27 protein-coding genes and 1 pseudogene are annotated in these 26,829 nt (G+C 41.2%); 22 read left to right on the top strand and 6 right to left on the bottom strand.

Annotated elements, in window-relative coordinates; all coding sequences use genetic code 11:
- Positions 1-396 precede the first annotated feature (396 nt).
- Positions 397-1,086 carry a type 1 glutamine amidotransferase domain-containing protein gene (locus ACQKL0_RS11625; RefSeq protein ID WP_402987236.1) on the bottom strand — a complete coding sequence of 230 codons (690 nt, stop codon included), beginning with the start codon at positions 1,084-1,086 and terminating at the stop codon, positions 397-399.
- A gap of 74 nt (positions 1,087-1,160) precedes the next feature.
- On the opposite strand from ACQKL0_RS11625, the gene ACQKL0_RS11620 reads away from it, so the two are divergent.
- Entirely contained in the window at positions 1,161-1,496 is a 336-nt protein-coding gene (locus ACQKL0_RS11620; protein WP_427687732.1) for a MerR family transcriptional regulator, read from the top strand.
- Positions 1,497-1,556: 60 nt separating this feature from the next.
- Here ACQKL0_RS11620 and ACQKL0_RS11615 read toward each other — a convergent pair whose 3' ends face one another.
- Positions 1,557-2,423 (bottom strand): SDR family oxidoreductase, encoded by an 867-nt coding sequence (locus ACQKL0_RS11615; RefSeq protein WP_427687730.1) that lies wholly within the window; start codon positions 2,421-2,423, stop codon positions 1,557-1,559.
- A gap of 615 nt (positions 2,424-3,038) precedes the next feature.
- On the bottom strand, positions 3,039-3,590 hold the full coding sequence (locus ACQKL0_RS11610; RefSeq protein WP_427687728.1) for a GNAT family N-acetyltransferase: 552 nt from the start codon (positions 3,588-3,590) through the stop codon (positions 3,039-3,041).
- A 150-nt stretch (positions 3,591-3,740) separates the two neighbouring features.
- Between ACQKL0_RS11610 and ACQKL0_RS11605 the strand changes: the two genes are divergently transcribed.
- The gene (locus ACQKL0_RS11605; protein ID WP_402874982.1) at positions 3,741-4,268 is read left to right on the top strand and encodes an RNA polymerase sigma factor; all 528 of its coding nucleotides are present in this window, start codon (positions 3,741-3,743) and stop codon (positions 4,266-4,268) included.
- Positions 4,258-5,847, top strand: coding sequence for a DUF5643 domain-containing protein (locus ACQKL0_RS11600; RefSeq protein WP_427687726.1), 1,590 nt, complete (start codon positions 4,258-4,260; stop codon positions 5,845-5,847). Before ACQKL0_RS11605 ends, ACQKL0_RS11600 begins: the two co-directional genes overlap by 11 nt.
- 139 nt (positions 5,848-5,986) lie before the next feature.
- Here ACQKL0_RS11600 and ACQKL0_RS11595 read toward each other — a convergent pair whose 3' ends face one another.
- Positions 5,987-6,403, bottom strand: a complete 417-nt coding sequence (locus ACQKL0_RS11595; protein WP_427687724.1) for a hypothetical protein — start codon at positions 6,401-6,403, stop codon at positions 5,987-5,989.
- Between the two features lie 512 nt (positions 6,404-6,915).
- On the opposite strand from ACQKL0_RS11595, the pseudogene ACQKL0_RS11590 reads away from it, so the two are divergent.
- Together ACQKL0_RS11590 and ACQKL0_RS11585 are read left to right on the top strand one after the other, a co-directional pair.
- A pseudogene (locus ACQKL0_RS11590) lies at positions 6,916-7,042 on the top strand (winged helix-turn-helix transcriptional regulator); the annotation flags it as partial.
- A 281-nt stretch (positions 7,043-7,323) separates the two neighbouring features.
- A complete protein-coding gene (locus ACQKL0_RS11585) occupies positions 7,324-8,424 on the top strand; it encodes a metallophosphoesterase (RefSeq protein ID WP_427687722.1) in 1,101 nt (366 codons plus the stop codon).
- A 119-nt stretch (positions 8,425-8,543) separates the two neighbouring features.
- Here the strand turns inward: ACQKL0_RS11585 and ACQKL0_RS11580 are convergent, their stop codons facing one another.
- A complete protein-coding gene (locus ACQKL0_RS11580; protein WP_427687720.1) occupies positions 8,544-9,104 on the bottom strand; it encodes a TetR/AcrR family transcriptional regulator C-terminal domain-containing protein in 561 nt (186 codons plus the stop codon).
- A gap of 151 nt (positions 9,105-9,255) precedes the next feature.
- Between ACQKL0_RS11580 and ACQKL0_RS11575 the strand changes: the two genes are divergently transcribed.
- From ACQKL0_RS11575 to ACQKL0_RS11540, 8 genes are all read left to right on the top strand, one after another.
- Positions 9,256-10,014 (top strand): SDR family oxidoreductase, encoded by a 759-nt coding sequence (locus ACQKL0_RS11575; protein ID WP_402873962.1) that lies wholly within the window; start codon positions 9,256-9,258, stop codon positions 10,012-10,014.
- A gap of 217 nt (positions 10,015-10,231) precedes the next feature.
- Positions 10,232-11,860, top strand: coding sequence for a spore germination protein (locus ACQKL0_RS11570; protein ID WP_427687718.1), 1,629 nt, complete (start codon positions 10,232-10,234; stop codon positions 11,858-11,860).
- Positions 11,850-13,061 carry a Ger(x)C family spore germination protein gene (locus ACQKL0_RS11565; protein WP_427687716.1) on the top strand — a complete coding sequence of 404 codons (1,212 nt, stop codon included), beginning with the start codon at positions 11,850-11,852 and terminating at the stop codon, positions 13,059-13,061. Before ACQKL0_RS11570 ends, ACQKL0_RS11565 begins: the two co-directional genes overlap by 11 nt.
- A 25-nt stretch (positions 13,062-13,086) precedes the next feature.
- On the top strand, positions 13,087-14,199 hold the full coding sequence (locus ACQKL0_RS11560; protein ID WP_427687714.1) for a GerAB/ArcD/ProY family transporter: 1,113 nt from the start codon (positions 13,087-13,089) through the stop codon (positions 14,197-14,199).
- Positions 14,200-14,646: 447 nt separating this feature from the next.
- Positions 14,647-15,384: an alpha/beta fold hydrolase gene (locus tag ACQKL0_RS11555; RefSeq protein ID WP_403080375.1), complete on the top strand. Its 738-nt coding sequence runs from the start codon at positions 14,647-14,649 to the stop codon at positions 15,382-15,384.
- A gap of 4 nt (positions 15,385-15,388) precedes the next feature.
- Complete coding sequence (locus ACQKL0_RS11550) at positions 15,389-16,621, top strand: MFS transporter (RefSeq protein WP_427687712.1); 1,233 nt, start codon at positions 15,389-15,391, stop codon at positions 16,619-16,621.
- 202 nt (positions 16,622-16,823) lie between these two features.
- Positions 16,824-17,312 carry a GNAT family N-acetyltransferase gene (locus tag ACQKL0_RS11545; RefSeq protein ID WP_427687710.1) on the top strand — a complete coding sequence of 163 codons (489 nt, stop codon included), beginning with the start codon at positions 16,824-16,826 and terminating at the stop codon, positions 17,310-17,312.
- A gap of 24 nt (positions 17,313-17,336) precedes the next feature.
- Positions 17,337-17,822: a hypothetical protein gene (locus tag ACQKL0_RS11540; RefSeq protein ID WP_402873978.1), complete on the top strand. Its 486-nt coding sequence runs from the start codon at positions 17,337-17,339 to the stop codon at positions 17,820-17,822.
- 222 nt (positions 17,823-18,044) lie between these two features.
- Here ACQKL0_RS11540 and ACQKL0_RS11535 read toward each other — a convergent pair whose 3' ends face one another.
- Positions 18,045-18,209, bottom strand: a complete 165-nt coding sequence (locus tag ACQKL0_RS11535) for a hypothetical protein (protein ID WP_403080380.1) — start codon at positions 18,207-18,209, stop codon at positions 18,045-18,047.
- 192 nt (positions 18,210-18,401) lie between these two features.
- Here ACQKL0_RS11535 and ACQKL0_RS11530 point away from each other — a divergent pair, with 192 nt between their 5' ends.
- The 9 genes from ACQKL0_RS11530 (at position 18,402) to ACQKL0_RS11490 (ending at position 26,791) form a co-directional block, all read left to right on the top strand.
- A complete protein-coding gene (locus ACQKL0_RS11530; RefSeq protein WP_427687708.1) occupies positions 18,402-18,752 on the top strand; it encodes a n-acetylglutamate synthase in 351 nt (116 codons plus the stop codon).
- A 450-nt stretch (positions 18,753-19,202) separates the two neighbouring features.
- Positions 19,203-20,234: an ABC transporter substrate-binding protein gene (locus ACQKL0_RS11525; protein WP_427687706.1), complete on the top strand. Its 1,032-nt coding sequence runs from the start codon at positions 19,203-19,205 to the stop codon at positions 20,232-20,234.
- 13 nt (positions 20,235-20,247) lie between these two features.
- Positions 20,248-21,054, top strand: coding sequence for an ABC transporter ATP-binding protein (locus ACQKL0_RS11520; RefSeq protein WP_402874284.1), 807 nt, complete (start codon positions 20,248-20,250; stop codon positions 21,052-21,054).
- Positions 21,055-21,080: 26 nt separating this feature from the next.
- Positions 21,081-21,902, top strand: a complete 822-nt coding sequence (locus ACQKL0_RS11515) for an ABC transporter permease (RefSeq protein WP_402873991.1) — start codon at positions 21,081-21,083, stop codon at positions 21,900-21,902.
- A 23-nt stretch (positions 21,903-21,925) separates the two neighbouring features.
- Positions 21,926-23,284: an LLM class flavin-dependent oxidoreductase gene (locus tag ACQKL0_RS11510; protein ID WP_427687703.1), complete on the top strand. Its 1,359-nt coding sequence runs from the start codon at positions 21,926-21,928 to the stop codon at positions 23,282-23,284.
- Between the two features lie 36 nt (positions 23,285-23,320).
- On the top strand, positions 23,321-24,673 hold the full coding sequence (locus ACQKL0_RS11505; protein ID WP_427687701.1) for an LLM class flavin-dependent oxidoreductase: 1,353 nt from the start codon (positions 23,321-23,323) through the stop codon (positions 24,671-24,673).
- A 186-nt stretch (positions 24,674-24,859) separates the two neighbouring features.
- Positions 24,860-25,507, top strand: a complete 648-nt coding sequence (locus ACQKL0_RS11500) for an SH3 domain-containing protein (protein ID WP_427687699.1) — start codon at positions 24,860-24,862, stop codon at positions 25,505-25,507.
- A 73-nt stretch (positions 25,508-25,580) separates the two neighbouring features.
- Positions 25,581-25,946 (top strand): bleomycin resistance protein, encoded by a 366-nt coding sequence (locus tag ACQKL0_RS11495; protein ID WP_427687697.1) that lies wholly within the window; start codon positions 25,581-25,583, stop codon positions 25,944-25,946.
- Positions 25,947-26,146: 200 nt separating this feature from the next.
- Positions 26,147-26,791, top strand: a complete 645-nt coding sequence (locus ACQKL0_RS11490) for an FMN-dependent NADH-azoreductase (protein ID WP_402957253.1) — start codon at positions 26,147-26,149, stop codon at positions 26,789-26,791.
- The last annotated feature ends 38 nt before the right edge of the window (positions 26,792-26,829 follow it).

Below are 26,829 nucleotides of genomic sequence, written 5' to 3'. Positions count from 1 at the left end.
CAAAAATAACCATATTTATCATACTATAAATATGAGTGCAATATCTCGAAGATTTTCGAAAAAAGTCATGTTTGTTAAAATGCAGAGTAGTGTGTGTGCTTTAATAGTAGGGCTGAGTTGAGATCAAACAAAATAGCATGTATCCCGCCCTAAGGAGAACTACTTAAAAGGCGTTCAAGCTCTTAAAAACGAAGGATTTATTTAGAAGGTAAATGTAATTTAATTTGGACAAACAACCTTGAACAAGCAATCTCTACATCCAATAAAAAAAGAAGAAGCAACCGTGTTCCATCTGGTTACTTCTTCTTTTATAGAAAATGCGAATACATCTATGTCAGTTGTCAGAATAGTGGCTGACACAGGGACGTGAGGCAGTTGGATTCGAATACCCTACTATTATTGTGCGGATTTTAATAGTTCTATGACCTTTTTCGCAACGGCCGCGCCTGATGCTGGATTTTGTCCAGTGACAACGCGATTATCAGCTACAGCAAATGCTGCCCAGTCATCGCCCTTCACGTAATTGGCTCCTCTATTGACAAGCTCATCTTCTGTTAAGAATGGAACCGCTTTGTCTAGTCCAAGTGCGATTTCTTCCGTATTTGCAAAGCCTGCAACCTTTTTGTCAGCAATTAAATAGTTACCTGCCGCATTTTTAATATTTAATAAGCCTACAGAACCATGGCATACAGCTGAGACGATCCCGCCATTTTCATGGATTGCACTAGCGATACTTTGTAACTTTTCATCTTCAGGGAAATCCCACATTACCCCGTGCCCACCTGTATAATAAATGGCATCATAATCTTTAGGGTTAATCTCATCTGCCGATAAAGTAGTGCCTAGTTTCGTTAAGAATTCATTGTTTGAATAATAGTTCCAATCCAATTCAGTCATTTGATCGGCTTCCAAGCTGTGTGGATCAATCGGTGTAAACCCACCTTTAGGACTAACGTAATCGATTTTATAGCCTTCCTTTTCCACCTCGTCCACGAAGTGAACGGCTTCTCCCAACCATAATCCTGTTGCACGTTCCTGATTTGGATATTTAGAAACATTAGTGACTACTACTAAGATATTTTTCATTATACATTCTCCTTTTTGTTTGATAGTATTTACCTTAAAGGTTAAACCATACTTTAAGTCAAGGAGGAAGCATTTTGTATTCCATTCAAGAAGCTAGCCAATTAGCTCAAATACCTTCTAGCACTATCAGATATTATGAAAAAATAAACGTACTTCCTCCTATTAAAAGAAATAAACAAGCCCATCGTACATTCGATGATAAAGACATAGAAATCCTTAATTTAATAAGATGTTTCCGAAATCTAGGCATGTCGATTGAAGAGATAAGAGCAAGCATGTCATCCATACAATTAGAACATGAAGATATAAATACTAAAGAGATTTTGTTTCAGCATAAGAAAAAATTAGAGGAGCAAATTGGTATTTTGAATGCTTATATTCATGAAATCGAGAAAAAAATAGTTAATTAAAAGTGCTCCTTGAAAAAACGACCGAAGGCTTTGTGCCCCGGTCGTTTTTGAATCCTGGGATTAAGATGACATCGTAATTCCGCCATTGATATGAATGCATTGTCCTGTAATGTAGGCACCTTCATTCGATGCGAGTAAAACGTAGGCTCCGGCGTGGTCGGCTGGTTGACCTGGGCGGCCGAGTGGTGCCTCGGTGCCGAATTCAGCTACGGATTTTTCATCGAATGTCGCTGGAATAAGTGGAGTCCAGATTGGGCCTGGCGCTACCATGTTGACACGGATTCCTTTACTTGCCACATTCTGTGCGAGGCTTCGAGTGAATCCGACGATTGCACCTTTTGTAGCAGTGTAATCCATCAATGTCGCGTGTCCTCTATAAGGGTTGATGGATGTCGTGTTGATGACCGAATTGCCTTGTTTCATGTGAGGAACCGCATATTTGCTCATGTAAAATACGGAGTAGATATTGGTGCGGAACGTTTTGTCCCATTGCTCGCCCGTAATATCTTCGATTTTCTCGGTCGGATATTGTACGGCTGCGTTATTGACCAGGATATCTAGTTTACCGAATTCTTCCAATGTTTTTTGAACTAATTCCTTACAATTCGATTCCACGGAAACATCAGCAGGAAGTAGTAGGCATCGCACGCCTTCCGCTTCAATCAGCTTTTTCGTTTCTTCTGCATCACTGTGTTCGTCCAAATAATTCACGACCACATGGGCACCTTCTTTTGCATACGCGATGGCGACCGCACGTCCGATGCCGCTATCTCCACCTGTAATCAAGGCGACTTGATCTTTTAACTTACCGCTTCCTATGTAGTCCGTTGGCTGAACCGGAAGCGGATTCATCTCTGATTCAATTCCAGGCTGTTTGGACTGTGTTTGTCCCGGTTGTCCGTTTTTTTGCTGTTCATAGATATTCAAAAAAATCTCCTCCTCCAAAATAGTAATCTACTAATACTTTAGCCATCGTGGAGGGCGTTTAAACATATAATTCCCAACGGATTAACAGGAAAACGGTTACAAATATCATCGCTGTTTTTTCCTTCTATATAGGGGACGATAAACAAAAAAATGCTTCGATTCCCTGTCTGCCCCTGTTATATGACAAGGGTTTAAAGGGTGATGCGTTATTGAGAACGGGAATACACTCCTTTCTCCCATTTCCAGCTGTTTTTCCAGTTCATTAAAGAAAGTGGAAGAAAGCCGATTGAAGGCTTTTCTCCACTATACTCCCTGAAAAATCATGAAGAGCACGAAAACTACGTTCACGGCTATCAAGATCTTACCAAAGGGATTTTTTATGGCCAAAATAGAAAATACAAGCGCTGCCAAGAAAGATCCAAGAGCGAGTTTTGGTGGGAAATAGGCAAAATCTAATAGACTTACCATAGGAAAATATAAAAGGAACATACTAACCAAAATAAAAATCATCGAAAAAAGCAAGGCCATCGACAGATAAATAAAAGTCCTGATTTTCCTCATGTGTCGTTTCTCACTCGTACTATTCACCATTTTCCCCTCCTGATATAACGTGACTTACACCCTCTTCTTCTCCCACTCTTCGGCCAACATCCCATACACGATATGATCCACATAATGGTCATATAACCATTCGGCTTGTCTGATACAGCCTTCATTTACGTACCCCAATCGCTCGGGAATGCTCCGGCTTTTTTTATTCGCGACCGCTGCCCTGATTTCCACCTTATTCAGGTGCAACTCGTTGAAAGCATAGTCAGTCAATGCCTTGGCCACTTTGGTCATCACTCCATTCCCTTGAAATTCTTCTCCCAGCCAATATCCGATATAGGCTGTTTTGTTTGCCCAGTTCAGCTGGTTGTACCCGGCTACCCCGGCAATTTCCCCCTGATATAAAATGACCGTTGTCATGCTCGCATTATCAGCAAACCCGTTCAAGCAGTGTTGAATATAGGCTTGTGTATCCTCAATCTTGGTTGTCCTATCCAACCATGGCAGCCATTCTCGTAAATAATTTCTTGATAGGTCCGTTAGCTGGAAAATTTTCTTGGCATCCTTCATTTCTAGCATCTTCAAAGAAACTTCTTCATCAATCTTATGTATAAACATCTCTTTACCTCCTACTTATTTCCTTATTATTGAACTATTTTACTATAAAATGGAGGCAAGGTTGAAAAAAAATTATGAATGAGGGAACTTTATCCATATTTAGATGCTCTACTTATAAAAGGGGAAATTGGAAAGGAGAGACTAGCATTTGTGATCACATCGATTTCGGAAAATAAGGTATTGGAGAAAATTAAGAAACAAGATATGAGCGCTGTGATAGATTGGTTTACTACTAGACAATCAAAGTTTTATAAACTGGGGTGGTCGTATCTGAAGAACCATCAGGATGTGGAGGATGTTTTTCACAATACAATCATGAAGGTGCATGCCAAGATCGGCCAGTTGAAGGAAGACCGATCGTTTGAATCATGGGTCACTTCGATATTCATCAATGAGTGCCGGGCCATTTATCGGAAAAGGAAGCCTAGTGAAATGGAATTCTCACAAGATATGGGGGCGGCTTCTCACTTTCAGGATGAGTTGGAAATGTTGGATGACCTGGACCGCCTGGATGAAAAGTATCGGGAAATGATCATGTTACGGTACCTTCAAGGCTATTCGCAAAAGGAAATCGCCACCATTTTTAAACTACCGGTCGGGACCGTTAAATCCAGAATATATAGAGGACTTTTGATGCTGAGAAAAATAATCGAAGGCGGTGACGCAGATGAAGTGTAAAGATATACAAGCCGATTTACTGGATTATCTGGAAGGCGTTCTAGATGAGATGAGAACAATAGAGATGGAAGAACACATACAGGAATGCGAAGGCTGCCGAAAGGAAATGAACGGGTTGAAACAGGTGATTGCGAGCCTTGAGTCAGGAAACGATAGCATAGTAGTTCCGGAGGATTTCATGACTGGGGTTCGCGCTAGGGTTTCCACCACGCAAAAAGGCAGGCGCACGTTTATACCCAACCATCGACTTCGGGTGATGATGGGGATGGCCGCCGCGTTATTCTTACTGGTATTCATGGGGACGGCGGTAGCGACGAATGGCTTTGGAAGTATGATGGATTGGTGGAAGGATTCAACCAACAAGCAAACTGAGCAGGTGGAAAGCTATATCGAGCAGGGGCTTGGAGAGAAGTTGAACCTTGTGGCTGAAAGTAATGGGGTGAAGGTGACCATTACGAATGTGGTGGCCGATGACATCCAGACGCTGATTTATTATGAAGTGGAAGATAGAAAGAAGGAGAACAAATATGGCATCAATTTCACTGAAGGGCTGAAAATCGCTAATCAAGATCGAGATTGGGACAAGAAAGATGATTCTACGTTTTCACCCATCAATAGTAGTTCGGCCCTCTATTCGGAAAAGGATTATGTGTATAAAGGCGAACTTGGCGCGTTACCGATGTCCGCTGAGGAAGGAACGATTCAACTGGAGCTTACTAAGCTTGAGAAAATGATAAATCAATCATCAGAAGGAGAAGGTTCTGAAGGGATTCCTGGGGGAAGCAATGAGTTCATTGAAGGGAAATGGCATTTTGACATTCCTGTGAAGAAGCATCCAGCCCTCGTATATGCGATTAAAAAGGAAAAGAAGATCGAAGGCAATCCCGTTATATTTGATAAAGTGACGATCGCCCCGACGGCGACAATCTTATCCTATCGCTACCGGAACGATAATGATGAGAAAAACATGGAGTACCTTCAAATGGCCAGTATCGAAAGTGACGGAACATTTGTTTATCCAATAATGGGTAGCGGTGGTGGGGGAGGAAGCGCAGCTGGCTGGAATTCAACGGAGGCAACATTTGAATCCCTATATTTCAATCAACCTAAGGAAATCCGTGTTCATATGGGTCCTGCTTCATTCTTTGTAGAGGATTCAGCCCGTTTCGCGATTGACCCTTCAAAAGAGCTCCCACAAACATTTGAATATTTGGGGAGTGGGATTTCCATCGATTCGATAAAGGTCGGTAAGCCTACTGAAGTCGTGATGACCGAAGAGCTTCAACCCAAACGGAAATATGAAACGCTTCATTTTCATTTTTATGATAAAGATGGGCAAGGATCATCAGGTAATAGGAGGGATGGCTATTACAGAGATAAAGAGGGGCATACGTATAAAGCAAGCGAGAACTTTCACCGTTTGAACGAATTGGAGCAACCGAGATTCTTCTCGACCAATCATCAAATCGAGCTATCAACGGATGATCGAAAGGAACCTTTTGCCCCCATCGGGATAGAGATTGAGGGGTATTCCATCACTACCTTTTACGATCAAGTGATTGAGATTCCGTTGGATTGAAGTCGCAAGTAAAAGTCTGATACCTGTCAAATCGTATCAGACTTTTATATTTACGGATTTCCCTTTTATATTATGGCTATGTTTAAGTTATTGGTTGATTTAAAAAAGCACATAAAAACCTTTAATAAAGCCTATTGATTTATTCTTCGACCAAAGCTCTGTTAGTGAAGTAAGAAATAACGAAGCCAACTAATCCAAGTAATATTTGGATGATGCTTAATATCAGAAATTGTCCTGTTGGTAAGTACCATTCTCCCACCAACCTAGTTGATATAATGGTACAGAAGAAAAGCAAAGCACCCATAGTGAAGGTCATTATAAATATTATTTTTTCTTTCTTTATAAATCCCCAAATGGAAGCAAAGGCATTTCCCATTCCAAAAATAATCATTCCAAATGAAGCTAGGCTCGCCCAACTATTAAATGGCAATTTACCTATCCACTCAGGTGGGAATGTATCGAAAACTCCTCTTCCTAAAAGCATTGACACACCCATATAAAAAGCTCCTAAAGACAACAATAAATTGTAAAAATTCAAAATGTTTTTTAGTAACATACTTTTAATCCCCTTTCATTCCCACTTTAAATGAACGGCTTTGTTTCTCCGCTAACAATTTTCGTTATCATTCGCTTGGTGAATACTAATACCATACATTAAATCTCCAAAATTTCCCACCAAAACTTATCAATGATTATCAAAAAAGAGAACCCGTTACTTTAAGCGAGGTACCCTTTATGTATCTACCACAGCTTTAGCTTAAAATTAAACCAGTTGAAGATCGCTTCAAATTTTATAAATAATATAGGCTGTGTTAAAGTTCTTGGTTGATTTTGAAAAACTCATAATCATTTGTTGTTTCCTGTTTATAATTTATGACATAGGGGTAAGTCACTTGCCTAAATACCTTTTCACCGGTAGAGAAATCGGATTACCAAACGGCATTTGGGTAATTAATTTCCAGTTGATTGGTATATCCCATTCTTCTTTCACTTTGTCATCGATTAGTGGATTATAATGTTGTAAAGATGCCCCTAATCCTGCTTCTTTTAAAGCTGTCCATATTTAAGCTTGAGGACCAAGATATAATCGAACGGGTTGTGTACCCACAAGTCCCACCGAAAGTAGAGTATTCACTCACTGAATATGGTAAAACGCTTGAGCCCGTAATGAAGTTTTTTGCATGAATGGGGATGAAGTCAAAGATTGACTATTACTTGAGGGCCATCTAAATAAGTAATGTACTATAGAAAACCCATGACAATTGGTATGGGTTTTCTACTTTGAATCTTTAATAATGAGATTTCATCTCACCAAGCGTACGCTTCTCGCAATCTAGTTAAAAACATTTAAAAGGAATTTTGTAGCCATTTGATGTATGATTCTTACAATTATAATGAAAGTGGAAATTAGCTTCATTTGCAGAGATAATAAAAGAAAAAAAGGAGATTGAAAAATAGAACGTTAGGAGAATCCATATGCTCATCCTCATTCTGATCATCGCCTTGCTGCTTTATGGCGGTCTCGTCTATTATATCGGGTGGCGGGGATATCGCTGGCTCCGTCCGGAATCATCAAGCCGACGTTTCAAGATACTTTATAGCCTCGTCCTCGTGCTGGCAGCCAGTTCACTTATTGTCGGCCGCATGTCTGGGCTCACCTTCATAAATATTGTGGGTGCTTATTGGATGGCATGCTTTTATTTGCTGTTACTGCTCGTTCCCCTTGCCCATATTACGGTTATCCTCTTGCGCCTCACTCGGCTACCAAGGCACATAACACATAAATGGGCGGGCATCGTCACGATAGGCTTGGTTATTTTTTTTCTAATATACGGGACATATAACGCATACAGCCCCGTTGTTCGCAACTATGATATCAAGATGGAAAAAGGCTCCTCGACTCTTGATAGCCTTCATATTGCGATGGCGGCAGATACACACTTTGGTCTGCTGTCAGGTAAAAATCACGCGGAGCGTTTGGTTAAGGAAATGAACGCGCTCCACCCAGATATAATCCTGTTGCCAGGCGATCTCTTCGATGATGATATTCAGCCTTTCCTTGATCAAAAAATCGATCAGACATTATCCAAGCTCCATGCCTCGTACGGAGTCTATGCATCGCTTGGAAATCACGATAGGCATGATGGTACGATAAAGGAACTAATCGAAGCTTTGGAACATGGCGGAATCACGATCCTCTATGATGAAATCGTAGACGTTCAAGGGCAATTCACGCTCGTCGGGCGCAAAGACCGAATCGATCACGACAGACGACCGTTAGACTCACTGATGAATGGTGTGAACCGTACAAGACCTAGTATATTACTGGATCATCAACCATATGAACTTGATAAAGCACAGCAGGCAGGCGTTGACTTGATGTTGTCAGGTCATACTCATGGCGGGCAGGTCTTCCCGGGCAACCTCATTACTGATGCCATTTATGAAAATGATCGGGGCTACTTGCAGAAGGGTCAGATGCATTCGATTGTGACATCCGGTTTTGGTTTTTGGGGGCCACCGATTAGGATTGGTACACGCTCCGAAGTCGTTTCGATTCAAATCCAGTTCGAATAGGATAATTTCAGCAACGGCAAATCTTGTTTTTAGCAAAAGAAACCCAGTAACTGAATTCATGGTTACTGGGTTTTCTATTGTGTGAAATCATCTCGTAAAGTTACAGGTAATTCTTCCATTTATCGAATGTTCTTGTTCATACGAAGTAATTGTTCGCTTAAATATTCAGGCGTTTCCTTGAATCCCCTTGATACCCATTCGATGACCATCCCCAAGATGGCGTTGGCCTGATAACTTGCCGTATAATCCGAATGAAAGTCCTCTGCATTCAGGATGTTATCCTCGATGGAATCCTTTAAATAAACGCGGATGATGTCAAATAACGTATAGTAATACATCAGTGGCGCTTTTCTGTTGAAAACAATGGAATAAAAGGTATCGAACGACTTTACATGATGAAAGATGCGGACCATATGTGGTTCTAAATTCGCAATATGATTGTTTGTTAAATGAAAGGGCTCATAATAGGCTTTCTTCAAATCAATCGTGATTTCTTCAAAGTACATTTCAAACAACTCCGGTACATCCTGAAAATGTAAATAAAATGTCCCCCGGTTCACGTTTGCTTCTCTGCAAAGTTCCGCAATCGAGATTTTTTCCAGTGGTTTTTCCTCAAGTAAGGTCAATAAGGCCGTTTGCAAATTCTTCTTTGTTTTGATCACCCGTAAATCTTTTTTCATTGTATTTCTCCTTTAACGGACACATCATCCTAAATCTGTCTATTTATGAACACATTCTACCATTTTTGTCGATTGTACATATTCATTCTTTTCATTATAATTTTTATTGAACAAGTGTTCAATAAAAATGGTGTGTAAGGGGGAGTATTTAATGAAATTACAAGATAAAGTAGCAATCGTCACAGGTGCAGCGTCAGGTATGGGGAAAGCCATTGCGGAAGGTTATGCAACTGAAGGGGCGAAAGTAGTGGTTTCGGATATGAACTTAGAAGGTGCTAAAGCTGTTGCTGAAGCGATCGTGGCTGAAGGCGGAACGGCATTCGCTATCGATACGAATGTAACGAAGGCTGAAGATTTAGAGCGCTTATTCGATGAAACGGTAAAAACATACGGTAAACTGGATATTTTAGTGAATAATGCTGGCATCATGGACGGCATGGAGCCTGTCAACGAAATTTCAGATGACCGTTGGGATATGATCTTTGCTGTAAACACGACAGCTGTTATGAAATCCATGCGCATCGCGACGAAACTATTCCTAGAGCAAGGACATGGTGTCATCGTGAATAACATTTCTGCGGGCGGCCTTCATGGCGGACGTGCAGGTGCAGCTTACACAGCTTCTAAACATGCGGTGGTCGGTTTAACTAAAAACACGGCATTCATGTTCGCTGACAAAAACATTCGTTGCAATGGCATCGCACCAGGTGCTGTCTTGACGAACATCACTTCATCGATGACTAGCGTTTCTGAAGTGGGTGTAGCTCGTCAAGGGTTGGGAATGGCCCTTAACCCGCGTGTCGGCCAAGCAGAAGAAATTGCTAAATTGGCTATCTTCTTAGGATCCGAAGATGCTAGCTTCATCAATGGACAAGTCGTTACAGCTGATGGCGGTTGGACAACTTATTAATCCAAACCTTATATTGAAGATTTTAATTTGATACGTATACCTAAAAGCACCTCAAAACCTAGCGGTTTTGAGGTGCTTTTTTATTTCATAAATAGTAAATAGGGTTGAATTTCCATGGGTAGCGGGAGACAAAAGTTTGTCCTTCTTACCGGGGAGAGCCTTGCATAAATGGGTACATTCACGAACAGAATAGGAAAAGAAAAGGAAGGTCGGTGCCATGTTTTCATTTATAAAAGGAAAGCCTGATTCGGGAAATGATGAAAAGAATAACGGTCAAGATCCTTCTAGTGCTAAATTAAAAGACTATTTGGAGATGACATTGAAAGCGAATCTTGAAGTTTTGAAGAAGAAAACGGGGAACAGTTCGGATATCGTGATTCGATCATTATCTGAAAAAAATTTCAAGGTGAAAATTGCCATTGTATATATTAAAGGTTTAATTGACACTCAAACTTTACATGATTTCTTAATAGAGTCCATTCTTAATAATCCTGTGTTACACGAAAAGTCCATTCCTAAAGAGGCTTTACAGTTTATTGGCGAAGAGGTTATTGCTCTTGGAGAGATTAAAGAAGTTGTTGATTGGGATTCTTTATTCACGGACTTGATGTCAGGCAACACCATCATTTTTATAGATGGGGTAAGGGAAGCTCTCAGTGCCAGCACGCAGGGTGGAGAGAGACGTTCCATTCAGGAATCGACTACAAGTATTGCTATTCGTGGTTCAAAAGAGTCCTTTACGGAATCCATTGAGACTAATATAGCAATGGTTCGTAGAATAATTAATACTCCAGATTTGTGGAGTGAGTCCATGAAGATAGGTAAAACAACGAAAACGGATGTATCGTTATTGTACATAAATGGTATTGCAAAAAAGGAAATCATTGAAGAAGTGCGTACCCGATTAAAAAGGATTAACATCGATGGCATTCTTGAATCTGGATATATCGAACAGTTAATTGAAGATGAGACAAAAACGACGTTTCCGACCATCAACCATACAGACCGGCCAGATAAGATTGCAGGTAATCTACTTGAAGGGAAAATTGCCATATTTGTTAATGGGACGCCCTTCGTATTGCTTGTTCCCGCCTTATTTATTGATTTTTTTCAATCGGTTGAAGATTATTATGAACGGTTTGACATTTCTACGGCGATTCGCTTTTTACGTATCGCCATCTTCTTTATTTCTCTTGTAGGACCAGCAGTCTATATCGCTGCTACCACCTCCCATCAGGAGATGATTCCAACAAAGTTGGTCATAATCATTGCGGCACAACGTGAATCGGTCCCATTTCCGGCATTTCTCGAAGCGCTCATCATGGAAATAACCTTTGAAATTTTAAGAGAAGCAGGCCTACGCATGCCTAAAGCGATAGGTTCGACTATCTCTATCGTAGGGGCGCTTGTCATTGGGCAGGCAGCTGTACAGGCAGGCATAGTCTCACCGGCAATGGTCATTGTCGTTTCGATAACAGCCATTGCCAGTTTCGCAACACCTTCGTATGAAGTGGCTATATCTGCACGTATGATCAGATTTGTATACATGTTAAGTGCCGCGGTATTCGGTTTCTATGGAATCACCCTTGCCTTTATCGTCCTAATTGTTCACTTATGCAGCCTGCGCTCATTCGGTGTCCCTTATATGTCTCCGTTGGCCCCATTCATAAAGGATGAAGTCGGAGATACGATTTTCCGTAGGCCACTTTGGGCTTACAAAAAGAAACCAAGATTAATGAGCGAATCTACTAATACTGGACAAGGTGAAACTCAGAAACCTAAGCCCCCAGGACCTCGTAACATGGTGAATTCTACCGTAAGAAAAGGTGGTCGCAATGAACCATAAATCGATTTTTCTTTATATGATGATGATAATCCCCATTTTCCTATCAGGGTGTTGGAACCAGAAGGAGTTAAACGACCTAGCCATCATTTCTGCTATGGCGATTGATAAGAATGATGATGGAACCTATACCAAGACGATACAAATAATCAATCCAGGTAACGTAGCAGGAGGGCTCCAGGGCGGTGGGGGCGGACAAAGTCCTGCTGTTTCCGTATACAGTGCTAAGGGGCATAGTACGCTGGAGGCTCATTTCAACGCAACATCCAAAGTCTCTCGTAGGCTCTATCATGCTCATGCAAATCTACTAGTCATCAGTGAAGAACTGGCAAAGGAAGAAGGAATTTCAACCATTTTAGATGCTTTTGAAAGGGATCCAGAAATTAGAGCCACATTAAAACTTGTGATTGCCCATGATACAAAAGCGGGGGATTTGCTTAAAACCTTGACGGCCATAGATGAAATTCCTGCAGAGAAAGTGAACGGCACATTAAAAATTACTGAATTAACGAAAGGAGAGCATTTGGAGGTTTCCATTCAGGAATTCATTTCTGTACTTACTGCCGATGGAAGGGAACCGGTCCTCAGCGGCTTTCGAATGAAAGGGAAGGTCAAACAGGGCAAAGATATGACGAATGTTCAAAAGTCGGAGCTCGATACAACACTGGAAGCGCACGGGCTAGCCATTTTTAGAGACGGGAAGTTAATTGATTGGTATCAGGGCGAAACCTCCCGAGGTGTTGTTTGGATACTGGACAGAATTAAAGAAACCGATGTTGAACTGGATTGGAGAGGGAATAAAAATAGCCTTGTCTATAATGTTATCCGTCAAAAAGTTAAAGTCACTGCTGACACGAAGAAGGACCTCCCTGTCATTACGGTACGAATCCGGGCGGAAGGAGATATTCGCGAAGTAAGGACACCCATCAATCTAAATGATCCTTCTATAATTTTGGAATTGGAAAAAGTAGTGAGAAAAGAAATCAAAAAGGAGCTAGAAAAGACAGTTAAGAAGACTCAACTAAATAAAACGGATATTTTCGGATTTGGCGAAGTGGTTCATCGGTCCGACCCAAAGCAATGGGAAGGTATGAAAAGTGAGTGGAATGAAGCTTACTTCCCGAAATTGACCGTAAAGGTTGAGGTAGAAGCTTTTATCAGGCGGAGTGGGTTAAGAAAAAATTCGTATCTTTCAGATATGTAAAGTCTAAAATGGGATGTGAATTTTATTGGAAAAGGCAAAGATCAGTACACATCAGCTGTTCGTGCTTATTGTCTTGTTTGAACTTGGCAGTGCGATATTGGTCCCCCTCGCGGTTGAAGCGAAACAGAATGCTTGGCTGGCTATACTAATTGGACTGTCAGGCGGGTTATGCTTATTTTTGATATATTATGCTCTTTTTTCGTACTATCCAGATATTCCTTTGACCGAATATCTGCAAAAAATACTAGGTAGCTTTGTAGGGAAAATATTGGCTTTCTTTTACATCCTTTACTTTCTTTATATTTCGGCTAGAGTCCTGAGGGATTTTGGGGAACTTTTGATCACGGTCTTCTTTCCAGAAAGTCCATTATTTATTATGAATGCACTGATGATCATAGTCGTCGTGTATACAATTAGAAAAGGGATCGAGGTCCTGGCCCGAACTGGAGAATTGATTTTTATTATTATCGCTTTACTCGGCATCAGCGGCTTCATACTAATTAGTATTTCTGGAAGTATGCATATTTCTAACTTGCAACCTGTATTGGAAGAAGGATTAAGGCCAGTCCTAAAAACCGCTTTTACTACTCTATACTTTCCATTCGGTGAAATTATTGTATTCACCATGATTTTTCCCTTTTTGAACAAGCCCGAAAAGGTGATGAAAACAGGATTATACGGACTAGGGTTAAGTGGCGTGATTCTGGCACTAATCATGACAATAAATATCAGTGTACTCGGTGTGAGTCTACTTTCACGCACGCAGTTTCCCCTTCTTTCTACTATCCAGACCATAGAGCTAGCTGGGTTTTTAGAAAGATTGGATGTTACTTTTATGCTATCCTCCGTTTTTGCAGGCTTCTTTAAGCTAGGTGTTTTTTTCTATGCATCTGTGGAAGGTACCACTAATTTGTTCCAGATCAAAGAATCTTCTGTATTGGTTTATCCAATGGGGTTCATCGTCTTACTACTATCGATATTAATTGCCAGCAACTTTTCAGAACATGTATATAAAGGACTAGAGGTTGCTCCTTTGTATATCCATCTTCCTTTTCAGTTGGTTATTCCTCTTTTCCTTCTGCTCATTGCTTTTATCAAGAATAGGAAAGGGAAGGATGAAGGATTGAAAGTGAACTGATAAATCGGTGGGACCAAAATCTATGGGGAGCGTGTTAAGGCTTGAAAGTATTAGGAATCTCTATTTTGATATTTGTATGCTTGATTTTGTTTTCGTTAGGAATAGATATGCTCATAGGCTTTGATGTGCCCACTTCCATTATAGACACGTTTAATCCTTTTCTTGTCATGGAGGTAGAGGAAGTGGTTCTTTTCTTTCTTTTTATTATCTATATAGTTTGCATTTCTACTCTAGCCATTTATCGAAACCGTAAAAAGAAGCAAGGAACAACAAAAGATTAAATATAAAAAACATAGCGCAAAACTCTTGGCTTTATTGATTTAGGACTTTGGGAGGCGTGATTATAGGGGTTTGCTACCCCACCCTTTTTATCTGAATGTTATGTAAAAATATGTATGATTAATAGTATAATAAATGAAAACTTATAGAATGATTGGAGAGATGGGGATGATTTTACATACAAGCATTTCAGGAGAAGGGTTCCCGCTTGTATTGATTCATTCAGGCGGTATGACGGGATTAACGGAGTATGAGGAACAAAGCGATTATTTTTCAGAGAGGAATTTCAAAGTGATTCGTCCTGATTTAAGGGGGCATGGTCAATCGGAGGGTCCAATTGATCATTATTTCAGTCATTGCGCAGACGACATCCATGACACATTAAAGGCATTGCGGATTGAAAAGTGCCATATTGCCGGAGTTTCCCTTGGTGGCATAGCCGCTTTATTGTTTGCTAAGAAATATCCCGAGCAAGTGTCATCCTTAACCTTCTCCGGAATTTTCCCCATTGAGCCGGATAATTGGAAGGAACTTTCGAAACAGGAAGCAGCGCATCACGAACAACTATTTGAAAATGAAGAAGTGGTTTCGATTTTGGATGGAATGCATGGAAACAATGACTGGAAAGCGTTACTCCGCTCTTTTCAAGGAGACGATTTTTATCCGTTCGACGAAACGGGCGATGTTTCTAACCTTGCTGTTCCAGCTTTGTGTATGGTTGGCGAAGCAGAGAAAAACGAAATTTCAGCGGCCGTAACCTATAAGCAATTGAATTCGGATATCCATGTTTCCATCATTCCATTCGCGGGACATTTGGTACATAGAGACCAGCCTGAATTATATTCACGAACGCTACATACTTTTATAGAGTCACTGGATAACAATTCTTCGATAGTAAAGGGGTGAGTGAATGAAGAGTTGGAAGAACCCCATTCTATTACTATCAGGAATAGGGGTTTCGTATCTAGGAAACTGGATTTACTTAATTGCCCTTAATGTTTCCATCTTGAACTTGACCGGTTCAGCGGCAGCGGTGGCTGGACTGTATATGATCAGGCCATTAGCGACTTTGATCACGAATACCTGGTCGGGGAGTGTCATTGATCGGGTCAATAAACGCCGGTTGATGATGTCCATTGATGTCGTAAGAGGGATCTTGATATTCTTGATTCCTTTTATAGGGTCATTATGGTCTATCTATGCGGTGCTTTTATTGATCAATATTGTGGGCGCCTTTTTTGGTCCAAGTTCATCGGTCTACATAACGAAGCTCGTTCCTCCTGAACAGCGAAAGCGTTTTAACTCCATCATGAGTTTGACCAGTTCAGGTGCGTTCTTATTGGGACCCGCCATTTCAGGAATCCTCATTATGTCGGTAGGGACCGATTTATGTATTGTGATCAATGCCATAACGTTCTTCGTTTGTGCTTTTTTCATCTACCTTCTTCCGGATGTGGACGGAGATTTAGGAAAAGCGGAAAGAGCCCCCGTTTCCTTGAAAACGCTCCTGAGCGATTGGAAAGTGGTCAGGGAATTCACGAAGGGAGCTAAGTTCTTCATAACGGTATACATCTTGTTTCAAGGGGCCGTGCTCATCGGTTATGCCTTGGATTCACAAGAAGTCACCTTCATTAAACAGCACTTGGAATTGACGGATAAGGAATATGGCTTCATTACAAGTCTCACGGGTGCTGGGGCATTGGGAGGTGCGGCCGTTGCGACTGCGGTTTCCAAGAAACTGCCACTTCGATACTTTGTAGGAGGGGGATTGTTCCTGTCAACAATCGGATACCTGTTATTTTATGCATCCGTGGACTTTATAACGGCGACGTCAGCTTTCGTGTTTTTAGGCTTTGTGATGTCATTTGCGAACGCGGGATACGCCACCTTTTTCCAAAACAATGTACCGGTTGCGATTATGGGGAGATTTGGCAGCATGGCAGAAATGGTTCAAGGCATCGTACAAATTATTTTGACGTTGTTACTCGGGTTAATGGCCGACTGGTTTTCGTTGCAAATGGTTTGTATCGGCTTTGGCCTATTAGGAATTGTACTGGCCGGGGCCCTTTGCCTGACCATATTCATCCCTTCTAAAGCACAATATTTTGAAGAAAAGGAAGAAATAACAACGGGGAATCTATGACTCTAGGATAGGAAAATCTTCTTCAAAACAAAAATAGCTGTTTGCCGAAACTTCAAGTTCATTAAGTCATAGAGTGGAAGATGCCAATTGTTAAAGATATTAGGATACGTTTAGGCAAATGTAGTTCCATATCCGTAACCTCCTTTAAGCCATTTTTACATGAAAATCCGGTTGGGACCAAGTAAAAACAAGGAGTCGGTATATGCTGAAGATCAGAAAAGCAACAAGTGAGGACATGGAGTCAGTGTATCTGATGGGGTACGATGTTTGGGGAGAAAACATGCCTTCTGACGAATATATAACGATGTGTAACCAATCTAGTAAGTACAAGAAGGGCACATGGTATGTTTTGGAAAATCCAGAAACAAAAGAGGTAATAAGTTCTCTTATCGTATACGAACTACCTTCATCAGAAGGTAGCACCAGTAGAGGAATTGGATCAATTGCCACCCCCTTTACCCTAAGGAAAAGAGGCTATGCGTCTGCCCTGATTCAACAAGCCATACAGGAGTTAGAGCGAAATGAAAAGTGCACGGATTTTTTCCTGTATAGCGATATCGGAATGGAATTCTATAACAAGTTGAAATTTATTGAGTTGCCACCTGCTAAGCAAAAATATAAGGATAGCATATGTATGTACTACTCAAAAGAAAATGATAGAAATCCTTTTGAAATCCCGGATTACTTTTAAAAAACAATTTAAGGAGGAGGTTATATGAATAATAAGAAAAGGTATATGATAGCTTCGGTGTTCTTGACGATTCTCATTGTCTTCATATGGGCGAATCCATTTAAAAAGGAGATTTGGGATACAAATGCAAAGCTGCTCGAAGATAAGATCCTGACGATGGAGATACCGGACGAACCTGTGAACTTGACGGAGTTTACTCCATTTGAATGGGATAAAGTCTATTCATTTCCCGCGTATTATACAAAAGAAGATGTGTATGAGACGGTCGGATATAAGTGGGATAGAATTAAGGAAACGGTCAACGAGGGCATGAATCAAATCGTGTTCATGAAAGAGGGGGAAGTCGTTTGTTACATATATGGCTACCCAAGCAATAATAAATTCGGCATTTCCTTTAATCACGGAGAGTATAGTTATGGCGATACCGTATTATATGCAAAGGATAACGAAGTATTTACGGTGGTTAAAAAAGAAGACGTAACCTATTTGAACTTTGAGGGTGAAGAGTGAGTGAACCATCATGGTCGCTTACCAATTTACCAATATATTAATCTTGGCTATGTATGAAGATTGTTGATATTTTCAAGAAATGAGTAACTTTAAAAAAGTTACCCATCCAACTAGTTAAGCTTTATTCTTATATGTATTTGCTAACTTCATAGTGAAAAATTGAGGAATTAAATTCACAAGAGCAACAAATAAGAGAAAAGAAATCAAACATTCGAACATCATTTACTGCTTACTTTTCCAATCATCATAAAAATCTTTAAGTGTTGAATGGATGGCATGTAGGGCAATCAAGATTAAGTAGAGCATCATGACCGTAGCAATTTCCCCTGTAAAAAAAGCAATAATGGCGATACCCATTATCCAAAAGTAAAACATCATCTTATTCATGTACAAACCTCTTTCTATCCTTTATAACCAAATTTTAACACAATGCTAGAGGGGATAGATGGGCTTGTAAGGAAATGAACGTTGATTAAACAATTTTATATCGATATAAATATTGATTGATTAGGAGAGCAATATTTATTTGGGTCTGGCAGTACACAGGTCAAGAGGACAAACAAAAAGGAGCCTTTATCTATGATTAATTACGATGGACGTACTTTTGTATCGACTGATAATACAGCAAACGGAGAGGTTTCTTCAAAAACCATTTTTGACTATCATCAAGAAGGGAATATTCTTTTCGCCACCTATAGCGGAGGGGACATCCTAAAAGGGACCATGATCGGGATTGTACAGGAAAATGGCTGCATCCAGTTTAGGTATAACCATGTAAATGTTCAGCAGGAGATCAGAGGCGGGCAATGCTTTTCCACACCTGAGTTCCTACCTGATGGGAGAATCCGATTGCAGGAAAAGTGGAAGTGGTCAGATCGTGATCAGAGTGAGGGGGAATCGATTGTTGAAGAAGTGACGTGCCCACAGTGATTCCTGTTGGTGAATGAATGCTGCACCATTCTGTATCCTGTCTAATCTAAATTAAATAGCGAATTATCTTTACATAAAATATGGGTAAAAAGAAAGAACTTTCAGAAAATGATTGACATTTTTTGAAAAAGTAAATATATTAAACCTATAAACTTTATTGGAATTAAATGAATTGGCTTACTGGTTAACCGGAGGCCCCTACGTTCACCACATGGTGAAAATGGGGGCCTCTTTTGTTTAAGAAAGGGGGGATTTACGTTTCAGTTATATACATATTGATCCAATGCAAGGAGCGCTAATGGGGAGAATCTTCAAAGGGATGTTCATATGGTCCCTGAATCATAATTGAATAGTGTGGCTGACTAGACTTCTGGAGGCCTTCGTTTAATTGGTAAATTAATCGAGGGTCTTTTGTGTTTAATGAGCCTCATTAATAGAGGAGAGTAAAAAATGAAAATGACTCGACAGGCCTTATTTTTAGTATGGATTGGTGCATTACTTGTGATAGTTGGTTGTTCTTCAGGGAAGGCAGTGGAGAAAAACCAGGATGGTTATGAAAAAGCAGAACTGAAGTATCAGGGATCGGCAGGGGTGGTTACATACCCAGAACTGGCGGAGGATTTAGGTTATTTGGATTCGATTAAGTTGGATTGGGTGGGAAATGTGAATGGCGGACCGCAGGATATTCAAACGGCCGCGACGGGTCAAACGGATTTTGGTGGGGCCTTTAATGGAGCCATCATCAAATTGAAATCAAGCGGCGCTCCGATTAAAGCGGTACTTGGCTATTATGGGAGTGATGAAAAAACCTTTGTTGGGTATTACACGTTAGAGGGTAGCCCAATAAAAGAAGCACGTGATTTAATCGGAAAAAAAGTCGGAGTGAATACGCTTGGTGCCCATCTTGAATTGGCTTTAAAAGAATATTTGAAACAAAATGGTCTTTCGGATGATGAAATCAAACAGGTTACCTTAGTGGTGGTGCCCCCGAGTAATGCGGAGCAAACATTACGGCAAAAACAAATCGATGTCGTGGCCTTGAATGGGGCGGCACGTGACAGGGCACTGGATAATGGAGGCATCAGTAAAGTATTCAGTGATTATGATCTATTTGGAACCTTTACGGCAGGAAGCATCGTCTTTACAGAAAAATTTCTAAAGGAAAATCCAAAAACGGTGAAAAAATTTGTAGAGGGAACCGCAAAGGCAATTGAATGGGCACGTACAACACCACGTGAAGAAGTGATTGCCCGTTTTGAATCAATCATAGAGAAACGAGGTCGAAAAGAAGATTCAAAAACGGTTCAATACTGGAAAAGTCCGGGTGTTGCCGCAAAAGGAGGCTATATAAAAGAATCCGAATTCCAAGTATGGACGGATTGGCTAGAAGATAATGGCGAGATCAAAAAGAGCCAAGTGAAGTTGGAAGACGTATACACCAATGAGTTTAATCCATATACGAAAGAGCTTGAAACTAAATGAATGGGGTGTGGATATGGCGGATAAAATCCGATTTGATCAAGTGACAAAGGTGTTTACTGTACGGGATACCGAAAAGGGAAAAGGCTCGAAGAAGGAGTTCACGGCGGTAAGGGATTTGAACTTCTCCGTGAAAGATGGTGAATTTTTAACGCTGGTCGGTCCAAGTGGGTGCGGGAAATCCACGTTGTTGGATCTGCTCGGTGGTTTAACGAAACCGACTTCAGGCCGTATCCTCCTTGATGGAAAGGAAATTACGGGACCTGGATTGGACCGCGGAATCGTGTTTCAGCAATATGCTTTGTTTCCTTGGAAGACAGCGCGAGGCAATGTCGATTTTGGTCTCGAAGCTAAGGGAGTTCCGAAGAAAGAACGACATGAACGGACGCAATATTACTTATCTTTGGTCGGGTTGGAGGGGTTTGAAGATCGTTTTCCTCATGAATTGTCAGGTGGGATGAAGCAGCGCGTCGCCATCGCTAGGAGTCTAGCTTATAATCCGGATGTGCTACTGATGGATGAGCCGTTTGCCGCATTGGATGCGCAGACGCGAGAAACCTTGCAGAGTGAATTGGTACGGATTTGGGAGAAGACCAAGAAAACGATCATCTTCATCACGCATGGCATCGATGAAGCTGTGTACTTAGGGCAGCGAGTCGCAGTAATGTCCACAAATCCAGGAACGGTCAAGTACATGGTGGATATCCCCTTGGATTCACGTTTGAACGAAGTGGACATTCGATCACATGAAGACTTTGTAAAAGCACGACATCATATATGGAGCCTTCTTCATGAAAAGGTCTATCAAGCAGCTTCCATTTAATTCATAAAAAAAGGAGTGGTTCATAGATGTCCAGTTTAGAAAAAGCTATTGCTGTACCTATTGAAAGAAAGCGGCCTATCCGTTTATCGTTTACCTGGCTTCAAAAACTTGTGAAGCAGACAGCCGTGATCGTCCTGTTACTAGCCATTTGGGAGATTGCACCGCGAATTGGATTGGTGGATTCCGTATTCTTCCCCCCTTTCTCGGCAGTGGTTGCAGGATGGTGGGGATTGGTGACATCAGGAGAATTATTCGCCCATTTCAAGGCAAGCTTCTTCCGTTCGTTCATTGGGTTTGGGTTGGCCCTATTGATTGCGATACCTTTAGGTCTGATCATCGGCTGGTTTCCTTTGGCCAAAGATTTTTTGAACCCAGTATTGGAGTTATTCCGCAATACAGCCGCGTTGGCCTTATTGCCTGTTTTTATCCTATTGCTTGGGATTGGGGAAGTATCCAAAATAGCGATTGTCCTGTTCGCTTGTACGTTTCCGATTCTTTTAAATACCATCAACGCCGTTCAAAATGTCGATCCGTTGCTCATCAAGTCAGCTAAATCAATGGGATTATCCTCCCAGAAACTATTCTATAAGGTTATTTTGCCGGCCTCTATTCCGACTATTTTTACCGGAATACGGATGGCAGGGACGGCATCGATTCTCGTGTTAATTGCAGCTGAAATGGTAGGAGCCAAAGAAGGCTTAGGTTACTTGATCAATTATGCGCAGATGAATTTCCAAATCGCTGAAATGTACGCCGGAATCATAACGATTTCTTTGCTTGGATTGTTATTGAATTATGTTTTAGTGTCTCTGGAAAAACGATTCTCGGCTTGGAAAGTCAATCAATAATCGAAGGTAGAAGGGGTGGTTTGATGACGAATAATAAACGAGAAATGAAGTTAGGTGCCTTCTTCATGATTCCAGGTCATCACGTGGCAGCTTGGCGTCATCCAGAAGCAGAGGTAAGGGATATCATGAACTTTGATTTTATAAAAAAGCTGGCCCAAACGGCAGAGCGCGGAAAATTCGATTTACTGTTCCTTGCCGATCATGTATCACTCAACACGCAGGATGAACAAGTATTAGGGCAAACCGTAAATACACGCTTTGAACCATTTACCTTGTTATCGGCGCTTTCAGCAGTAACGAAAAACATCGGGCTGGTTGGTACCGTATCGACGACGTATAACGAACCTTACCATGTCGCCCGTAAGTTTGCTTCTTTGGACCATCTGAGCAATGGGCGAGCAGGATGGAATGTCGTCACATCAGGCTCTGATTCAGAAGCTCGCAACTTTAATCTCGACGCACATCCCCTTCATGAAAAGCGGTATGAGCGTGCTGAAGAGTTTGTGAATGTCGCTCAAAAGCTTTGGGATAGCTGGGAAGATGAGGCGCTTGTCATGGATAAGGAATCGGCGCAATTTGCAGATGGTTTAAAGATCCATGCCGTCAATCATAAAGGGGAATGGTTCTCCGTTGCAGGACCACTGAATATTTCCCGTCCTGTTCAAGGTCATCCGGTTGTAGTTCAAGCCGGATCTTCCGAAGCCGGAAAAGAACTGGCGGCGCGAACGGCCGAAGTGATTTTCACTGCTTGGCAAACATTAGAGGAAGCACAAGCATTCTATGCGGATGTAAAAGGGAGGATGGCGAAATATGGTCGTGCCCCTGAGGAACTGAAAATCATGCCTGGAGTATTTCCCGTCATCGGGAATACGGAAGAGGAAGCAAATGAGAAGAAACAAGCATTGGTCGATCTGATTCCAGAAGGAGCCGGTGTGTCTCTTTTATCGAAGATGGTCAATGTCGATTTGAGTGGTTACCCATTGGATGGTCCCTTGCCTGAACTTCCTGATTTAGAAGAAGTCAATGGAACAAAAAGCCGCTTTCAGTTATTGAAGGATGTGGCGAACCGTGAAGGGTATACAATCCGTCAGCTATATCAACATATTGCAGGTGCTCGCGGGCATCGTGAAATTAAAGGGACACCCGTGCAAATTGCTGACCAACTTCAAGAATGGTTTGAAAATGGAGCGGCAGACGGATTTAATGTCATGCCTCCCTATTTACCGGGCGGGTTAGATGATTTTGTCGATCAAGTCATTCCTGAATTGCAAAGGCGGAACATATACAAAACGGAGTATTCAGGCAGCACATTGCGTGAAAATTTGGGATTACAACGTCCGAAAAACACTCTCCTTGAAAAAGTGGCGGGCGCTCATATATAAGTGTTGAAAATAGAATAGTAGAAAGAAGGAGATTAGATGAGTACGAATAAAAAAGAAATGAAATTAGGCGCTTTTTTCATGATTCCTGGACACCACGTGGCCGGTTGGCGCCATCCCGAGGCTGAAACTCATAATATATTGAATTTTGATTTTCTAAAAAGACTGGCCCAAACAGCAGAGCGCGGCAAATTCGATATGCTGTTTGTGGCGGATGGTAATGCGTTGCAACATAACGGTTCTAAAAACGTCCAAAGAGCGGGAATTAGTTTTGAACCGTTCACTCTATTATCAGCACTTTCAGCGGTTACGGAAAAAATCGGGCTAGTCGGCACGGTGTCCACGACGTACAACGAACCCTATCATGTAGCCCGTAAGTTTGCATCGCTCGACCACTTAAGCAATGGCCGTGCAGGGTGGAACGTCGTCACATCCAATACGGATGCCGAAGCACGGAACTTTAATTCCGATCATCATCTTCAACATGAAAAGCGTTATGAGAGGGCCGAGGAATTTGTGGACGTTGTAGAAAAGCTTTGGGATAGCTGGGAAGATGAGGCGTTGATCATGGATAAGGATTCTGCGCAATTCGCCGATGGCTCGAAAATCCATGCCATCAACCATAAGGGTGAATGGTTCTCCGTAGAAGGACCACTGAATATTTCCCGTCCGGTCCAAGGTCATCCCGTCGTGGTTCAAGCGGGATCATCCGAAGCTGGAAAAGAGCTGGCGGCACGAACGGCGGAAGTGATTTTCACAGCGTGGCAAACAATCGAAGAAGCGCAAAGCTTCTATGCGGATGTGAAAGGAAGGATGGCGAAATATGGCCGTTCCCCTGAGGAACTAAAAATCATGCCGGGTGTCTTCCCAATCATTGGGGCAACAGAAGAAGAAGCGAACGAGAAAAAACAAGTATTTGAGGAACTTATCCCAGAGGAAGCTGGCGTTGCACTTTTGTCAGCGATGATCAGTGTGGATTTAAGCGGGTATCCCGTTGATGGACCACTGCCAGACCTGCCGGAACTAGAACAAATCAATGGAGGGAAAAGCCGTTTTACATTATTGAAGGATCTGGCTGAACGTGAAAACCTGACCATACGCCAGCTATATCAACGAACAGCCGGCGCCAGAGGCCATCGTGAAATCAAAGGAACACCGGAACAAATCGCAGACCAATTGCAAGAATGGTTCGAAAATGGAGCGGCGGACGGATTCAACATCATGCCTCCTTATTTACCGGGCGGCCTTGAAGACTTCGTCGATCATGTCATCCCTGAATTGCAAAAACGTGGCATATTCCGTACCGAATACACAGAAGATACCTTACGCGGAAACTTAGGACTGAATCGGCCAGCCAACACGTTGGTCAACAAGATTATAGAAACCGTGTAACCAGTAAGGCCGGGCGATTCTGCCCGGTTTTTTGTTTTTCGTTCATTTTTGTGAACTGTTCCTTTACTCTTACCTCAAACTTTAAAGATTATATAGAGTTAATCCTTTTCATTTAAATAAACAGGTGAAAGTTTCAGATTATATTGATATACTAAATTGGATATTAATGGATTAGGAGGATTAATTATGAATAAATGCATAGTTGGAATTGTGTTATGTTTTGTGATGGTTTTTGGAGTATCGCATAGTGATGATGTTCAAGCAAAGGGAAAGACGTATACGCTCAAAGTTAAATCAACAACAAGCGTATTGAATGTTAGGGAAAAACCATCCACATCCTCCAAAATAGTAGGCAAGCTAAAGAAAAATCAAACCGCGAATATGCGAACTGTTAACTACAATAAGGGCTTCTACGAAGTCATATACAAAGGGAAAAAAGCCTATGTCTCAATGGACTATGCAGAGGAAGTAAAACCAAATGAACGCTGGATAGGTAGTTATTACAACTCTTATTATTCAGGAAGTGGCGTAATAACTGATTTATATTTGTATAAAAAAACAGATCACTACATTTACTTTGTGTCACAAACAGGGTATCGTTACGATCCAACAGGGAACCTTTCAGGGGCAGATATGCCTTGGAAATTCAATAATTATTATGGAAAAGCAAAAGTAACATCCACAACGAAAGCCTCTTTTAACAGTAAAGATTGTAAAGCTACTTTCAAAACAGTCGGCAAAACGATTCGTGTAGAACAAAAATCAAAAGGGGATAGCTGTGATTTTACAGGGTTAGGTATCTATGACCGCCAGGGTGGGGCTTATGAAAAGTGATAAATGCAATGGTCGTTTTCTCACATGAAATTATAAGGAATCTTTTATAAGAACCAAATGGAGGTGGGAAACAGTGATAAAACGACAAGCATGTGTACCTGAGTTGTCGGTGTCAGATTTAAACCATAGTCTATCATTTTATTTGAACATTCTCCCATTCAAGATGGACTACCAACGTCCAGAGGATAAATTCGCGATGATTTCCCTAGAAGATTGCCAAATGATGTTGGAAGAAACGAATGAACACTGGAAGACAGGAGAATTGATTTACCCATTTGGAAGAGGGATTAATTTTCAAATACAAGTCAGGGATATCGATGAGTTATACCGGCGTATAATGGAACATCAGTATCCCATTAAGATGGAGATTCAGGAGAATTGGTATCGGGCAGATGATCTTTTACTCGGGCAAAAAGAGTTTTTTAATCATGGATCCTGACGGTTATTTATTAAGATTTGCGGAACACTTAAAAGAAAGAGAATGAGGATAATGATCTAATTATCAATAATCTGGATAAAAGTTCAAACAATTTCCAAACAAGTGTGTTGACAAATATGCATGCTTTCTTGTAAGATATAAATATCTTGAATTAAAGATAACTTAAATCATAATATTTTAATACGAGGAGATTTTATATAATGAATGTATTAGTAGTGAAAGCAAACAACCGTCCGGCAACAGAAGGTATCTCAAGCAAAATGTACGAAACGTTCATGGCTTCATTAGAAGGTAAAGATGTAAATGTAACAACTTATGATGTGTTTGAAGAAGATACACCATACTTCGGTCAAGAAATTTTCAACGCATTCGGCAAAGTGCAAACAGGCGGAGAGTTAACGGATATTGAATCACGTCTTTTGGCTGCTAAACAAAAAGCAATGGATGCAATCACTGCAGCTGACGTAGTGGTATTCGCGTTCCCATTATGGAACTTAACAATCCCGGCTAAATTGCAAACATTCATCGATTATGTGTATGCGGCAGGATTCGCATTCAAATATGATGCAAATGGGAATATGGTTCAATTAATGACTGACAAAAAAGCGATCTTCCTAAACGCTCGCGGCGGAATTTACTCAACTCCGGAAGCGGCTCCAATGGAAATGGCAGTGAACTACATGCGCAATGTATTCGGTGGCGTATTCGGCATGAAAATCATTGATGAAGTCATCATCGAAGGTCACAATGCAATGCCTGATAAAGCACAAGAAATCATTTCTGCAGGGTTGGAAGAAGTGAAAGCTTCTGCACAGCGCCTAGCAGAATTAGCTGTAAAAGGGTAATTAAACGGAAACGGCCAACGAAGCTTTTTGCTTTGTTG

Origin of the sequence: Peribacillus sp. NPDC097264, assembly GCF_050277925.1 — a bacterium.
Taxonomy (GTDB): Bacteria; Bacillota; Bacilli; order Bacillales; family DSM-1321; genus Peribacillus.
This window is presented reverse-complemented; position numbering and strand designations above follow the sequence as displayed.